The 15,039-nt window shown below is 68.2% G+C and carries 12 protein-coding genes; 10 read left to right on the top strand and 2 right to left on the bottom strand.

The window, feature by feature from the left end:
* Positions 1-467 precede the first annotated feature (467 nt).
* From WMF11_RS12710 to WMF11_RS12695, 4 genes are all read left to right on the top strand, one after another.
* The gene (locus WMF11_RS12710) at positions 468-2,180 is read left to right on the top strand and encodes a DUF1592 domain-containing protein (RefSeq protein ID WP_437908640.1); all 1,713 of its coding nucleotides are present in this window, start codon (positions 468-470) and stop codon (positions 2,178-2,180) included.
* A 9-nt stretch (positions 2,181-2,189) separates the two neighbouring features.
* Positions 2,190-3,494 carry a DUF1552 domain-containing protein gene (locus WMF11_RS12705; RefSeq protein WP_437977666.1) on the top strand — a complete coding sequence of 435 codons (1,305 nt, stop codon included), beginning with the start codon at positions 2,190-2,192 and terminating at the stop codon, positions 3,492-3,494.
* Between the two features lie 358 nt (positions 3,495-3,852).
* Positions 3,853-5,532 carry a DUF2169 domain-containing protein gene (locus tag WMF11_RS12700; RefSeq protein WP_437977665.1) on the top strand — a complete coding sequence of 560 codons (1,680 nt, stop codon included), beginning with the start codon at positions 3,853-3,855 and terminating at the stop codon, positions 5,530-5,532.
* A 78-nt stretch (positions 5,533-5,610) separates the two neighbouring features.
* Positions 5,611-7,056: a type VI secretion system Vgr family protein gene (locus tag WMF11_RS12695; protein ID WP_437977664.1), complete on the top strand. Its 1,446-nt coding sequence runs from the start codon at positions 5,611-5,613 to the stop codon at positions 7,054-7,056.
* A gap of 72 nt (positions 7,057-7,128) precedes the next feature.
* On the opposite strand, the gene WMF11_RS12690 is transcribed toward WMF11_RS12695, so the two are convergent.
* Positions 7,129-9,060 (bottom strand): hypothetical protein, encoded by a 1,932-nt coding sequence (locus WMF11_RS12690; protein ID WP_437977663.1) that lies wholly within the window; start codon positions 9,058-9,060, stop codon positions 7,129-7,131.
* A gap of 73 nt (positions 9,061-9,133) precedes the next feature.
* On the opposite strand from WMF11_RS12690, the gene WMF11_RS12685 reads away from it, so the two are divergent.
* Both WMF11_RS12685 and WMF11_RS12680 read left to right on the top strand, forming a co-directional pair.
* Positions 9,134-9,592 (top strand): hypothetical protein, encoded by a 459-nt coding sequence (locus WMF11_RS12685; protein ID WP_437977662.1) that lies wholly within the window; start codon positions 9,134-9,136, stop codon positions 9,590-9,592.
* Positions 9,593-9,698: 106 nt separating this feature from the next.
* Complete coding sequence (locus tag WMF11_RS12680) at positions 9,699-10,163, top strand: phage baseplate assembly protein V (RefSeq protein ID WP_437979306.1); 465 nt, start codon at positions 9,699-9,701, stop codon at positions 10,161-10,163.
* 66 nt (positions 10,164-10,229) lie between these two features.
* Here the strand turns inward: WMF11_RS12680 and WMF11_RS12675 are convergent, their stop codons facing one another.
* Complete coding sequence (locus WMF11_RS12675; RefSeq protein WP_437977661.1) at positions 10,230-12,173, bottom strand: choice-of-anchor D domain-containing protein; 1,944 nt, start codon at positions 12,171-12,173, stop codon at positions 10,230-10,232.
* Between the two features lie 74 nt (positions 12,174-12,247).
* Here WMF11_RS12675 and WMF11_RS12670 point away from each other — a divergent pair, with 74 nt between their 5' ends.
* The 4 genes from WMF11_RS12670 (at position 12,248) to WMF11_RS12655 (ending at position 15,038) form a co-directional block, all read left to right on the top strand.
* On the top strand, positions 12,248-12,706 hold the full coding sequence (locus tag WMF11_RS12670) for a hypothetical protein (RefSeq protein ID WP_437977660.1): 459 nt from the start codon (positions 12,248-12,250) through the stop codon (positions 12,704-12,706).
* Between the two features lie 84 nt (positions 12,707-12,790).
* The gene (locus WMF11_RS12665) at positions 12,791-13,867 is read left to right on the top strand and encodes a pentapeptide repeat-containing protein (RefSeq protein ID WP_437977659.1); all 1,077 of its coding nucleotides are present in this window, start codon (positions 12,791-12,793) and stop codon (positions 13,865-13,867) included.
* A gap of 4 nt (positions 13,868-13,871) precedes the next feature.
* Positions 13,872-14,606 carry a DUF3540 domain-containing protein gene (locus WMF11_RS12660; protein WP_437977658.1) on the top strand — a complete coding sequence of 245 codons (735 nt, stop codon included), beginning with the start codon at positions 13,872-13,874 and terminating at the stop codon, positions 14,604-14,606.
* Positions 14,607-14,630: 24 nt separating this feature from the next.
* Positions 14,631-15,038 carry a PAAR-like domain-containing protein gene (locus WMF11_RS12655; protein ID WP_437977657.1) on the top strand — a complete coding sequence of 136 codons (408 nt, stop codon included), beginning with the start codon at positions 14,631-14,633 and terminating at the stop codon, positions 15,036-15,038.
* Position 15,039: the final 1 nt, after the last annotated feature.

Below are 15,039 nucleotides of genomic sequence, written 5' to 3'. Positions count from 1 at the left end.
CCCCCTCGGGATCGAGGAAGCCCGCGCCGTTCCATTTCCGGTTGACACCGAAATGTGACCGTTCACAATGCCTTCTAGGGGTATCCTTCTGTTTTGCCCTGGACAGGCCGACGTGCGCGCCGGCCCTTCGTCCCCGGGATCGGGATCGATCTCGGCACCGGGTACGTTCGTTCGGTCGTCGAGCACGCGTGCAGCGGCGCGTTTGCGGGTACGCCACGGGAGGTCCGCATGGCCAGTGGACGCCTTTCACGCCGACGATTCCTCGCTCCTGCTGGGGTGACCATAACCCTTCCTCTCTTGCCTTCCTTGTTGCACACGCCGAACGCCGCGGCCGCGCCGTGCGCGCCTGTGAGGCGGTTTCTCGAGTACGCCACCATGAACTACAAGGAGCTCGATGTTCGGATCGCGCTTGGATTTCCTGGCCTCACCCAGCTTCCTCTAACATTCCATCCTAGCAAGAGCGTTCCATGCCAATCGCAAAACGAATCGGTGTACTACGTTCACTCATGAGCCGCTCGTTTGGCCTTGCGGCGCCGCTCGCGGTCGTCGTGGCCAGCGGGTGCACGGGCGTCTTGGGAGTCGAGGGCGAGGCGCCGCCGGCGACCGAGACGCCGCCGGCGGCCGAGTGTGGCGCCACCCCTGCGCTGGCCAAACCGCGCATCTGGCGGTTGACCAACACCCAGCTTGCCAACACCTTGCGCGACGAGTTCGACGTCCAGCCGGCAGCGCTCGCGAACTTGCCGAGCGAGGCCAGGCTCGACGGCTTCGCCAACCAGGCCTCAAACCTGCGAATCGCGCCGCTCCTCGCGGACGTATATTTCGCCGTCGGTGAAGAGCTCGGGGCGCACGCGCTCCAGAACCCCGACAAGTTCGGGATCGCTTGCGACGTCGACAGCTTGGCGCCTGGCCCTTGCCTGGACGGCTTCGTCACCGAGACGGGGCGAAAGCTCTGGCGCCGCCCGCTCTCGACGACGGAAGTCACCTCCTTGAGCGCGCTCTTCGCCAAGACCGCCGCGCAGGGCGAAGGTGCTGCCGGAGGCGTCAAGAGCGTCGTGCAGGCGCTGTTCATGTCGCCGAACAGCCTGCACCGCACGGAGCTCGGCACGGTGAAGGACACCGGAGCGGTGACGGCGCTGACGGACCACGAGGTCGCTTCGGCGCTCTCGTACCTGCTCTGGGATAGCGCGCCGGATGCCGAGCTCACCGCGCTCGCGGATCGAGGGGAGCTGCGCGACCGTACAGCGCTCTTGGCCCAGGCCAAGCGCATGTTCGAGGCGCGCGACAAGGCGGCGCCCGCCATGAACCACTTCTTCGAGCAGTGGCTGGAGCTCGAGAATCTCTCGACTTCGGTGAAAGAGGCCAGCGTCTTTCCGATGGTAACGCCCGAGTTGGCGCCCGAGTTCACCGCCGATTTGAAAGAAGAGCTGCGCCTGCTCACGAACAGCGTGCTCTTCGACGAGGGAGCGGATCGTCGCTTCGACTCGCTGTTCATGGGCACGTACGCGTTCGTGAACGAGCGCACCGCTCCGCTCTACGGTTTGAGCGGGGTGACCGGCGACGCCATGGTGCGCCGCGAGCTCAATCCGACGGAACGCCGAGGCATCTTCACCTCGCTGCCGTTTCTCTGGGGCCACGCGCACAGCCAGGATACGGCCCTCGTCGGGCGCGGCGCCTACGTCCGCGCAGAGGTCCTGTGCCACCGCGTGCCGCTGCCGCCCGGCGGTGTTCCGAATGCCGGCCGTTTTGCCCCGGAGGACGCCACGGGTCGGCAGAGACTCGGCGTTCATGCGAGTCCGGGCTGCGCCGTCTGTCACGATCTGTTCGATGGAATCGGGTTTGCGCTCGAGAACTACGACCCCATCGGTCGCTACAGAACGACGGAGCACGACCAGCCGATCGATGCAAGCGGCAGTCTGCCGCTGCCGAGCGAGGAGAATGCGCTTCCCGGAATCGTGTTTTCCAACTTCGTGGAGCTCGTGGACGAGCTGGCGCAAAAGCCGGATGTCTACAGCTGCTTCGCACAGCAGTTCGCCGCCTACTCTTCAGGATACGACTTTCCGGAGCTCGACGCCTGTGAGAAGGAGCGCCTCGTGGACGAATTTGCGCGCTCACAGCACGCGATTGATCAATTGGTGCTGGGCGTGATCGCGTCGCCCAGCTTCATCGACCGGAGGAACTAGGAGCTCGCCATGCGCAACGTAAAATTTTCCCGGCGTACGATGCTTCGTGGCCTCGGCTACGGAACGCTCTTCTGTTCTGGGCTGGCCGACAACCTCTACGCACAAACCGTCCCGCGGATCACGCGCGTCGCCATGTTCGGCTACGCAAATGGCTCTCAGTATCAATCGGAGCCGACCGGCGGCGAAAGAAATTTCGTCCTCAAGCCGCACATGGCGCCGCTCGAAGCGGTGCGCGACGACATCCTGGTGTTCAAGAACCTGACGCTCAAGCGCGACGGCGGTAACGCGCACCGCTCGGCGTCGTTTTCGGTGTTCGGCCTCGGCGCGCGGACCAGCATCGACCAGGAGTTCGCCAGGTTCCTCAAGGACACGACCCCCCTGGCATCGCTGGAGATCGCGGTCGGTCAGACGTCCGGCGACGGCGGCGTCATCCCCGGACTGTCTCAGGTCGATGGGAAGTTCATCCCCAGCGTGAAGAACCCGCTGGCTGCGTATCAGCGCATCGCCGACCGCATCAGCGGGGGCGGCATGTCCATGAACACGCCGAACGCCGCCGAGCAGGCGCTGCTCCGCCGTCAGAGCGTGCTCGACTTCATCAAGGACGATGTCCGGTCCTTCCGCGGGCGGCTCGGGCCGGAGGAAGCCACCAAGATGGACTTCTACCTCGAGTCGCTGCGCACGCTCGAACGCGATGTCGGCGGCAGCATCCCCACAGATGGCTCGTGCAAGCAGATCGGGTCGACGCTGCTCAGCAAGGACACCATGATGAACGACATGCCGGAGCACAGCCGGCTCTATCTCGACATCATGGCGATGGCCTTCGCCTGCAACATCACTCGCGTGGCGACCATGATGTGGGGCGGCGGCGAGAACAACGAAGCCGTCAAGTTCGGTGACATCGATATCTCGGCCTGGCACTCCGTCTCACACGGCGATCCGGACGGCGCTCCTGGACAACAAATCACCCGGCTCCAGGCCTATTTTGCGGGAGAGTTCCGCTATTTCATCGAAAAGCTGAAAGGCCTCTCCGACGGCGAGTTCTCGGTGCTCGACAACACCGCAGCGGTTCTCTGCACCCAGAACGGAAGCAGCCAGTTGGGCTCCGGCCAGAACTTCGCCGAGACCGACCACCCGCCCCAACACGCACCTTTCGTGGTTGCCGGCAGATGTGGAGGTGCTTGGACGACCGGGCGCATGCTCGACGCCGGTGGGCGCAATCACAACGACGTCTATGTCAGCATTGCCCGGGCGATCGGCATGAACGTGACGTCTGTCGGCCGCGCTGACTGGTGCAAGGGTCCGCTCATCACCTAGCTGGCGGCCGATCGCGGCGCGGCAACGGCAGCGCCGCGCCGCTCCGCGGGTTCCCGATCCCGTGACCGAGCCCCGCAGGCTATGGAGTGAAGGCGCGCGCGACGACCACGCCATGGCGCATGGGCGCCAGAGGTCCGGAAGGACGGTCCTCTCGGCGCGCTCCCCCTCCCCTCATCGCCGCGCCGCCCCTACAACGCCGCGCGACGCGGCAGCACGCGGTGGCGCTGCGCCAGCGACAACGGCCGCATCACGCCGAAGTTTCACCATTTCCTTCTACGGAACGTGGTGTCAAGGTGGATCCGGGTCCCCCTGACGCCTCGCGGGTCAGGCGCCTGGAGAGACGACGAGAGGAGAGGAAATGAGCGGCGGGCTGTTCTCGAATGACGCGATCGCGACCGCACCGGGCTGCGCCGCCGCGGCCATCGCTTGGCGCTATCGGGGCCGTATCCATGCGACGATCGTGGTGAAGGCGACATTCTGCCTCGTGCCCGACGGCACCATGCGACGGGTCGAGCCCGAGCGCATCGTCGAGCACGACGTCCCACATCACGACGACCCGAGCAGCAGCGCCCGGATCACCCGCGATCTGGCACCTCATTTGACCAAGGTCGATGTCGTCCTGACGGGACACGCCTACTCACCCACCGAAGCGCCTGCGCGGTCGGTGCAGGTGGGGCTGGCCGTGGCCGACGAGGGGCGCACGCTCCTGCAGAAGTCGCTGCTGGTCCGCCACACCGCGGCATTCCAGAGAATTCCTCTCGTGTACGAGCGGGCGTTCGGCGGGGCGGGGTATTTCGACAACCCGGTCGGTCTGGGGGCGCTCCCCGGTGACGGGCAGCCCAACCTCGTCGCGCCGGCCGAGCCGCGCAGGCCCGCGTGTCTCGGCCCGATCGGCGGGACATGGCCCTCCCGGCGCAAGCTCCTCGGCGCGTGCCAGAGGACGAGCATCGAGGCTCCGTTCGCGGATATCCCCGATGATTTTGCGTGGGAATACTTCCAGGCAGCGCCGCCCGATCAGCGGCTCGACCGCCTGCGCGGCGGGGAGTGGATCGTGCTCCACGGGGTGCGCCCCGGCGTGCCGCGCCTCGCCACGAGGGTGCCGCGCGCGCGCGGCCTCGCGAGCGTCTCCGGATTGACCGAACACGGCATCTCGGATGGGACGCTCGTGCTCACCGCGGACACGCTCCGTATCGACGCCGATGAAGAGCGGTGCACGCTCGTGTGGCGCGGGCAACTCGCGCTGCCCAGCCGCTCGGCGCTCGCGTCCATGCGGGCGGCCGCGTCCGTGGAGGTCGAGGGGGAGCCGCGGTCATGGCCCGAGCGCTCGACGCCGGCTGCGAGGGCGCAGCCGGCGCCGATCCCCGCGGTCTCCGGCAAGCCGGAGGCCGGGGCCACCGCCGGCGCCGCGCGGCACGGCGGTGCGCCTTCGAAGGCGCGCCTGCTCCACACCGTGCCGCTGGAGGATGAGCCCGAGGGGGCGCCGCGCCCGAAGGCCGCCACGCTGCCGTTCCGTCCGGACCTGCCGCCGGCGATTCCGCCCGCGCCGGCGCCTCGACCTCGGGGCCGAGGACGCGACGACGTCCTCCTCACGCAACCGTTCCCGACCGCCACGGGAATGAGGTCGCAGGGGCTGGAGCGCGACCCGCTGCCGTTCGTGGTGAATCGTCCGTCAGACGACAGCGCGCCGCACCCCGTTCGCGGCGCATCTCCCGCCGAGCTCGAAGAACCAGCGCACCGCGCGCCTGCCCCCGAGCGCGACGGCGCTGCCTCGGCGGCCGCGGAGCCTCCCCTGCCCGATGGCCCGCCGCGAGCGGCGCCGGGGCCCGAGGCGTCGCCGGCGGGCGCGGCGGTGCCCCCGAGCCCCGCGGAGCCGCGGGCCGCCGGGGCCGCGCCCAGGAGGGTTTACGCGGCGGAGCCGCGGGCCTTCTCCGAGGTCGAGTCGCCGCAGCCGGCGCCGCAGCCACCGCCGCGAGCGCCGGAGGCTCCAGTTCGTTCGGTGGACGTGAAGCGCGTGCTCTACGGCCGCTTCACCCGGTGACGGCCATCGCGGCGTTACCTCGGGCGAGCATTGCCGTGTCGCTTGACGTGGTCGGCATTCCGCGGTCTCTTGAACTCCATGTCGGCAAAACACCCGCTCACCATCCGCCTGGAATCCGCGGCGTTCCGCTGCGATCACGTGCGGGTCCGCGCGCTCCGCGGCCGTGAGGCCATCTCGCAGCTCTTCTCGTTCCAGATCTCGATCCTGTGCCTCGATCCCGAGGGGCTGCCGAGGGACGAGGTCGTGGGCGCCGAGGCGACGATCGTCATGGAGCGGGACGGCGTGGTGCTCAGGCGTGTTCACGGCATGATCGCCGAGCTCGTGGACCGCCTGGAGGTCGATGCGGAACACCGGAGCTACGATCTGCTCCTCGTCCCGCGCGCGTGGCGCCTCACGCTGGTCGAGACGCAGGAGATCTTGATGGATCTCACCATCCCGCAGATGATCCAGCAGAAGATCGAGCTCGTGGGCCTCGCGTCGGATGTCCAGCAGCGGCTCCTCGAGGCCTATCCGCCGCGCGAGTTCGTCGTGCAGTACAGGGAGAGCGACATCGCCTTCATCTCGCGCCTCGCGGAGCACCTCGGGATCAGCTTCTTCTTCGAGCACGGCGAGGAGCGCGAGGTGCTGGTGTTCACCGATCACATGGAGGGGTTCGGCGCCGTGGGCGACGGCGGCGACGTGGCCTTCCGGTCCAGGGGCGAGCGGCGCGACGTCTTCTCGCTGGAGGTGAAGACACGCCTCATCCCGGCCGGGTACGTCGTACAGGACTACAACTATCGACATCCGCGCATCGATCTGACGGCGCATCACGAGCTCCCCGCGGCGTACGCGGGAGGCGTCGTGGAGTACGGCACGCACTTCAAGACGCCGGAAGAAGGGAAATTCTTCGCCCGGGTCCGCGCCGAAGAGCGCCAGTCCACGCGCGATGTCTATGTCGGGGAGAGCGATATTCCCGCCTTCGGCGCCGGCCTGCGGTTCACGCTGGAGGGACACCCCCACGTGCAGGAGAGCGGGCTCCTGCTCGTCGAGGTCGAGCACGAGGCGAACCAGGTCGTGGGGGGGCACGGCGGCGTCGAGAGCGCGCCTTCCTACAGGAACTCGTTCCGCGCGATCCCCGCGGGCCGCGCGTACAGGCCGCCCAGGATCACGCCGAGGCCGCGGATCCACGGGCTGCTCAGCGGGGTCGTGGAGTCGAACGCGGTGGGGCGGCACGCGCGGATCGATCCGAAGGGCAGGTACACCGTCCAGTTCCATTTCGACACCGCGGCGGGCGGCGGCGCCAAGGCGTCGCGGCCGGTGCGCATGGCGCAGCCGCACGCAGGACCGGGCTACGGCATGCATTTCCCTGTCAAGCCGGGGACGGAGGTGCTGCTCGGGTTCATCGACGGCGATCCTGACAGGCCCATCATCGTCGGGGCCATCCCCAACGAGTCGGCGCCATCCCCGGTCACGGCCTCGAACGCGCACGTCAACCAGATCAGGACCGTCTCGGGCATCGTCGTCGAGCTCGACGATTACGTCTGATCGCAGCGCGGAGCCCAGCGTTCGGCGCCTACCTCCTCGGAAAGAGCGACGACCTCCGATAGAGGACCGGGATCAACCGACGAGGTTGTGCTTTTTACCTTTGAAATTCAGGCCATCGGCGGCCAAGCGGAGCCGATTGTCCTTGGTGTGTTGCAGCACGGCTTTACCCTGCGAGAGAATCACCGCGCCGGCGCCGCCTCGCTCCAGAGCGGCGCTCTCCTGGTTCAGGACCAGCTGGCCGCCGTCCTCGAAGTTGAGCGTCAAGTCCTTGTCGGAGAGCTCCAGATAAGATTTTCCGGCAAAGACGGCGAGCTTCTTGGCATTGATCTCGATGCCGTCATGAGTGATGCGGATGTTGTTGTCGTCCGTGCCGATCTCGATGATGCCCGCGTCATTCCCAGTGCCGACGTTGATCAGGAGCGTCTCTTTCGCCTGGAGAAAGATTTGCTTCGTGCACGGCACCTTCCCTGAACCCGTGAGGTCGCCGATCCCGATTTGCTCTCCATTGAGCTCGATCGTGCCACCGGCCTGGTGATTGTTGGTCGACGCCTCGATCGAGACCTTTTCCGCGGAGTGCACGTTCACCGACTTGCTACCGAACACCTTCACGGAGCCCGTCGAGGCCGTGATGCCGACGTCGTCCCCCGCCCAGATCGTCGCGTCGATCAGGCCGAAGATCGCCGGGTAGGTGGAAACGAGGGCGAGCCCCGCCACGCCGTGGACGACGGTATACGCGGGGCTGAAGATCGAGATGCCGCCCGCCCCGAAGAGCGTGACGCCCGGGACCACGGCCGCGGCGCCCAGCCCACCGAAGGCGACGGCGCTGCAGGCCACGGCCGCGCCGGCGATCTCCAGGAACTGCTTCCTGCGCGGCGTCTCGGCGCGATCTTCCCGGTAGCTCTGCACCGCGTCGTAGGCGAGCTTGCTAGCGACGAGCATGTCGAACACGGTGAAGGTGATTGCAAGGGCGTCAATCGCTCCGGTGTCCGGCGTGCTGTCGAACGTTGCACCGTCGTCCCGCTTGACCTTGAGGCCGGCGCTGATGGTGACGCCGCCCTTTCCCGCCACGTACGCCGTGCCGTTCGAGCTGAGGATCGCTTTCCCGCTCGATCCTTGCTGGTGCAGCTGCGCGAAGCCGTCTCCAGCTTCGCCGCCGTCGGCCTGGAGGAAGACGTCAGTGCCCGCTTGCGCGAAGATACGGCCGGTGCGCGCGCTGAGGTAGATGTTCGAGTCGGCGTCGAGGCCGCAGCCGTCGACGTTCGAGAAGGTGCCCGCCGGGCTGCTGGTGACGCCGGCCCCGAGGAAGAGGCGCGCGTGGTCGAACGGCACCTCGACCTTGAAGCGCTGTGCGTTCGCGTCCACGAACTCGATGTCGCCAGGGTCGACACCGGCTCCCGAGAGCGATGCGGAGAGCGGCGAGCCCGAGAGGCGGAGCGTGGCCTGGGCGGGGCCGATCGCATCCGGCACGTAGGTGACCGCGATCACCGTCGGCACCGACGTGCTCGGCACCCTCGCGGGGGAGATCGTGAACGTGCCCCCGACCTCCGGGCTCAGCACGAGCTCGACGTCGCTGCCGGTCGCATTCGTGACGAAGAGCACCTCCACGCGGGTCTGCCCGACCGGCACGTCTCCGAAGGCGATCGCGCCGGGATCGATCGTCAGGCTCGGGATGGTCGTGCCGGAGAGCGCGCAGCGCCCGAGCTCGCCCGACAGACCCGTCGCCGTCAAGGTCGCCCTGTGCGTGCCTTCGGCCGCCGACTGGTATTGCAGGAACAACTCGGCCTCTTGCCCGGCGTCGACCGTCGTCGTGTCACCCAGGACGCTGAACTCGGCGGTGCCGGGATCGAGCGCGAGGCTTACCGCCTCGTCCGTGCCGTTCTGCACCACGACCACGCGCACGTCGGCCGCCCCCGCGGGCACGGGCCCGAAGCGCAGCGCGGCGGGGGAGAAGGTCAGTGAGCTCGAGCTGCCGGTGGAGGGGAAATTCGGCTGGGTCGACGTCATGGGTGCGCCCACTATGCCGGAAAGACGACCGTTCCCATACCCCCAAGCTCGGCATTCTGCTATGCCGCCTGCCATGAGCAGCCCCGACGAAGCCGAACGCGCGCTCAAGGTGATGCAGGAGGCCATGAAGATGCAAGAGGCCATGAAGGCGAGCGGCGCCGCGACCCCTGCCGAGCCGGGCGCGATGCCGATCGACTGGTCCACGGAGGCGACGCCCGCCGCGGCGAACGGCGTGCAGGTCCTGCACTCGCCGCGCCAGTTCGCCGTCGTGTTCACCGAGCACGCGCCGTTCCCGGGCCGCAACGCGCCCGATGGGCGCGCCGGAGCGGAGCGCGCGCGTGTGGTCTCCTCGCTGCGGCTCGACCCCGAGACGTATTTCCAGGCCCTCTGCGTGATGGCGTCGAACTGGAACCGCTTCGTGGAGGCGCATATCCCGCCGCAGATGCGACAGCCGCGCTTCAAGCTGCTCGACGCCGGCGACGGGCAGCTCTACGGGATCAAGCGTCCCAAGGAAGAAGACGACGGCGCGTGACGCGGAGGAGGGCAATTTCACGCTGGAGGGGCACCGCCACGAGCAGGAGAGCGGCCTCCTCCTCGTCGAGGTCGAGGTCGAGCACGAGGCGAGCCAGGTCGTGGGGATGCACGGCGGCGTCGAGCGCGCGTCTTTCTACAGGAACTCATTCCGCGCGATCCCGGCGAGCCGCGCGTACAGACCGCCCAGGATCACGCCGAGGCCGCGGATCCACGGGCTGCTCAGCCGAGTCGTGGAGTCGAACGCTGTGGGGCGGCGCGCGCGGATCGATCCGAAGGGCAGGTACACCGTCCAGTTCCATTTCGACACCGCGGCGGGCGGCAGCGCCAAGGCGTCGCGGCCGGTGCGCATGGCGCAGCCGCACGCAGGACCAGGCTACGGCATGCATTTCCCTGTCAAGCCGGGCACGGAGGTGCTGCTCGGGTTCATCGACGGCGATCCTGACAGGCCGATCATCGTCGGCGCCACGCCGAACGAGTCTGCGCCATCCCCGGTCACGGCCTCGAACGCGCACGTCAACCAGATCAGGACCGTCTCGGGCATCGTCATCGAGCTCGACGATTACGTCTGATCGCGACGCGGAGCCCAGCGGTCCAGATCGTCGGGAAGAGCGACGACCACCGCTAGATGTCCGGGTTCAAAGGCCAAGCTTCTGCTTTTTTCCAGCGAGGTACGCGCCCTCCCTGTCCAAGTGAAGCCTGATCGTCGATCTGTATTTTATCACGGCCTTGTCTTCCGCGAAGTACACCCCGTTGTCACGGTCCTTGTACAGAGAGGCAAGGTCCCGGTCGATGGCCAGCTTGCCGCCGTCCTTGAACTCGAGCAGAGTTTTCTTGTCGGAGAGTTCGAGCTTGGACGCGCCGCCGCTGGCAGTGACGCGATTGGCGTCGAGCTTGATGCCTTCGGGACCAATGGTGATCTTGTTGTCGCCCGTGCCGAGCTCGATGTGGCCCTGGGCGTTCATCGTGATGAAGCCAACGCCGATCCGGATCTCGAGCGACTGCGCCCCCATCTTGATCTGGCTCGTTTCCGGCACCTTCGCTGAAGCCACGTCGCTGCCGATCGAGATCGATTTCCCCATGAGCTTGATCTCGCCGCCGTCCTTGTGCTTGTTGGTCGACGCCTCGATCGACACCTCTTTCGCGGAGTGCACGTTCACCGACTCGCTACCGAACACCTTCACGGAGCCCGTCGCGGCCGTGATGCCGACGTCGTCACCCGCCCAGATCGTCGCGTCGACCATTCCGAACATCGTTGGGAAGAGGGAGACCAGGGCGAGCCCCCCCACGCCGTAGACAGCGGTGTACGCAGGGCTGAAGATCGAGATGCCGCCCGCCCCGAACATCGTGATGCCCGGGATCTTGCCGGCGGCGCCCAACACACCGACAAACGGGGCGGTCGAGGCGATGCCCGCGGCGAAGAACTCGATGCACTGCTTGTAGGGCGGCGTCGATTTGCGATCGTCCAGGTAGCTTCTGATCGCGTCGTACGCGAGCTTGGTGGCGACGACCACGTCGACCGCGGCGAAGAACTTGGTCCAGTTGTCGATCTTGTCCGTGTCGGGCGCGCTCTCGTCGAACGAATCCCCGTTCTTCCGCCCGACCTTGACGCCGGCGCTGATGACGACACCGCGCTTTCCCGCGACGTACGTCGCGCCGTTCGAGCTGAGGATCGCCTTCCCGTCCGATCCTTGTTGGTGCAGCTGCGCGAAGCCGTCTCCGTCGATGCCGCCGTCGGCCTGGAGGAAGACGTCAGTGCCCGCTTGCGCGAAGATGCGGCCGGTGCGCGCGCTGAGGTAGATGTTCGAGTCGGCGTCGAGGCCGCAGCCGTCGACGTTCGAGAAGGTGCCCGCCGGGCTGCTGGTGACGCCGGCCCCGAGGAAGAGGCGCGCCCGGTCGAACGGCACCTCGACCTTGAAGCGTTGTGCGGCCACGAGGTTGACATCGTCCGGCTCCTCCGGGACGATCCCGTTTCCCGAGAGCGATGCGGTGAGCGCGTCGGAGAGACGGATCGTGGCCTGGGCGGCGCCGACGTCGTCCGGCACGTAGGTGACCGCGATCAGCGTCGGCACCGCCGTGCTCCGCACCGTCGAGGGCGAGATCGTGAACGTGCCCCCGACCGCAGAGATCAGCTCGAGGTTCACATCGCTGCCGGTCGCGTTCGTGACGAAGAACGAGTCCACGCGGGTCTGCCCGACCGGCACGTCGCCAAAGGCGATCGCGCCGGGATCGATCGTCAGGCTCGGGATGGTCGTGCCGGACAGCGAGCAGCGCCCGAGCTCGCCCGACAGGCCCGTCGCCGTCAAGGTCCCCGCGTGCGTGCCTTCGGCCGCGGACTGATACTGCAGAAACAGCTCGGCCGTTTGCCCGGCGTCGACCGTCGTCGGGCCGCTCAGGATGCTGAACTCGGCGGCGCTGGCATCGATCGCGAGGTTTGCCGCCTCGCTCGTGCCGTTTCGCACCACGACCCTCTGCACGGCGGCCTCCCCCGCGGGCACGGGACCGAAGCCCAGCGCGGCGGGAGAGAAGGTCAGCGCGCTCGAGCTGCTGGTGGAGGGGACATCCGGCTGGGTCGACGTCATGGGTGCGACGATTATGCCGGAGAGACGACCGTTCCCATACCCCCCAAGCTCGGCATTCTGCTATGCCGCCTGCCATGAGCAGCCCCGAGGAAGCCGAACGCGCGCTCAAGGCGATGCAGGAGGCCATGAAGATGCAGGAGGCCATGAAGGCGGGCGGGACCGCGACCCCTGCCGAGCCGGGCGCGATGCCGATCGACTGGTCGACCGAGGCGACGCCCGCCGCGGCGAACGGCGTGCAGGTCCTGCACTCGCCGCGCCAGTTCGCCGTCGTGTTCACCGAGCACGCGCCGTTCCCGGGCCGCAACGCGCTCGATGGACGCGCCGGAGCGGAGCGTGCGCGTGTGGTCTCCTCGCTGCGGCTCGACCCCGAGACGTATTTCCAGGCCCTCTGCGTGATGGCGTCGAACTGGAACCGCTTCGTGGAGGCGCATATCCCGCCGCAGATGCGACAGCCGCGCTTCAAGCTGCTCGACGCCGGCGACGGGCAGCTTTACGGGATCAAGCGTCCCAAGGAAGAAGACGACGGCGCGTGACGCCGAGGAGGGCACTTTTCCCCCCGGGCACCCGGCGTCTCCGGTAGCATGGCGCGTGCGCCGGGCCGGCGCCGAGGAGCCTCGATGACAGCAACCACCGTCGTCACGAACCGCGCTCAGCTGATGGAGCTCTGCGCTCAGGGCAGGGCGCGGGGTGTGCGCGTCGAGGCGGTGGACCTCGCCGGCGTCGATCTGCGCGAGATGGACCTCCAGCGAACGCAGTGGGTGAGCGTGTCGCTCGCGGGGGCCAGGCTCGCCGGGTCGCGGCTCACCGGCGCGCAGTTCTCGGGGGTCGAGCTCGCCGGGGCCGACTTCACCGGCGCCGACCTGGCCGATGCCCGGCTACTCGGCGCAATCCTCACGCGGGCGCTCCTCGTGGAGGCCAACCTGGAGGGAGCCGACCTGACCGGCGCCGATCTGCGCGAGGCGCGCTTCCACCGCACGAACCTCTCGGATGTCACGCTCGCTGGCGCGTCGCTCGCCGGGCTGGATCTCACGACGTGCCATGTGGGGACCTCCGCGCTCGGCGCCGCCGATCTTCGGGGAGCACGCTTCTTTCTGGCGGACTTCAGCGGCGCGGACCTCACGGCGTGCAAGCTGGACGAGCGCACCGAGCTCCGCCAGTGCCTGCTGGAGCGGGTCGAGGGCTCGGGAGTGAGCTTCCGCGGCGCGAGCCTCGAGGATGCCAATCTGTCCGACGCCAGGCTCGAGGGCGCCGATCTGCGCGGGGTCAAGGCGGGCCAGAGCTGCTTCGCGCGGGCCGATCTGCGGCGCGCCAAGCTCATGGGCCTCCAGGGCAAGCGCGCGGACTTCACCGAGGCGAGGCTCGAGGGGGCCGATCTCTCGCAGGCGCTCCTCGAGGACGCAGAGCTCGTCCGCGTCATGGCGCCGGGGGTGCAGCTTCGAGGCGCAAAGCTGGGTCAGGCCAGGCTCGCCAAGGCCGATCTGCGGGGCGCCTCGCTGGAGGGCGCATCGCTTTCGTGGGCAGACCTGTCCCACGCGGACCTGAGCCACGCCACGCTGGCCGATGCCATCCTCGATTTCGCGAACACGCATCGAGCGAACATGAGCCAGGCGCGGCTATCGGGCGCGAGCAGAAATGGCCTTCGCGGGACCGATCCAGACCGGGCGGCGGCGGAAGATTTCTCTACGAGCGGGTGACGTCATGAAGACAGGACATGGGGCAGCGCAGCGAGGAGCAGTGTCCGTCCAGCCCGTGGTCGAGGCGCTCGTGCTGGGCGTGGAGGAGGGGCGCGTCCGACTGCGCGGCGTTTCGCGCTCGGAGACCGAGTGGACGGCCCGCATCGCGGTGCCGGGTTATCGCCCCACGACGGGCGATCGCGTGCTCGTTCAGGAGGCGGACTCGGGCACCGCCTACGTGACGGGCGTCGTGCACGCCGCGCAGCCATCCCAGCTCGTGGCGCCTTCCGGGGCCAGGGCGACCGTCGAGGGGCAGGTGCTCGCGCTCTTCGATCCCGGAGGCGCGCTGGTCGCGAGCCTGGATGGTGCCACGGGCGAGCTGAGGATCTCCGCGACGTCCGATCTCGAGCTCTCGGCGCCGGCCGGCCGCGTGATCCTCTCGGCAGGCGTGGACGGGAGCAAGATCGAGCTGACGCAGGATTCGATCGCGCTGGCGAGCGAGAAGGCGCGCGTCTCCGCGGGAGCGCTCGCGGTCGATGCCGTCAAGGCGGACTGGGCGGTGGGCCAGTGGGAGCTGCGCGCCGGCCGCGTCATCGAGCGCGCCATGGATGTGTTTCACGACGTCGAAGGGCTCCTCGAGACGCGCGCCGGGCGCCTTCGCACGCTGGTGTCGAGCACCCTCGAGCTGCTCGGGCGCCGGACGACGATCACGTCGGAGAAAGATACGCGCATCGACGGCGAGCGCGTGCTGCTCGGCTAGCGGCAGGAAAAAGGAGCGAGCGCGATGATGCCAGCGGGATCGAAGGGTGGGGGCACGTGCATGGGCATGCCCGACGTGTGCAAGGTTCCGGCGCCGCCGGCCCCGCCCATCCCGATACCGTTTCCCAACATGGCCATGGTGAGCAACGCCACGGCGACCTCGACGAAGGTGATGATCGAGAACAAGCACGCTGTCGTCGAGATGTCCGAGATACCGACCAGCACCGGCGATCAGGCGGGGACCGCGGGGGGTGTCGTCTCCGGGACGGTGGCGCAGAAGGTGGTGTTCAAGCGCGGCAGCTCGAAGGTCAAGATCGAGGGGAAGGGCGCCGTATACCTCACGGCGCAGACGGCGCATAACGGCGCCAACGCCAACATGCCCGCGGGGCTCCACGACTCTCCCAGCCAGGCCAAGGTCCTGGTCGCGCCCTGAG

Origin of the sequence: Sorangium sp. So ce295 (assembly GCF_051527405.1) — a bacterium.
Classification (GTDB): Bacteria; Myxococcota_A; Polyangia; order Polyangiales; family Polyangiaceae; genus Sorangium; species Sorangium cellulosum_B.
This window is presented reverse-complemented; position numbering and strand designations above follow the sequence as displayed.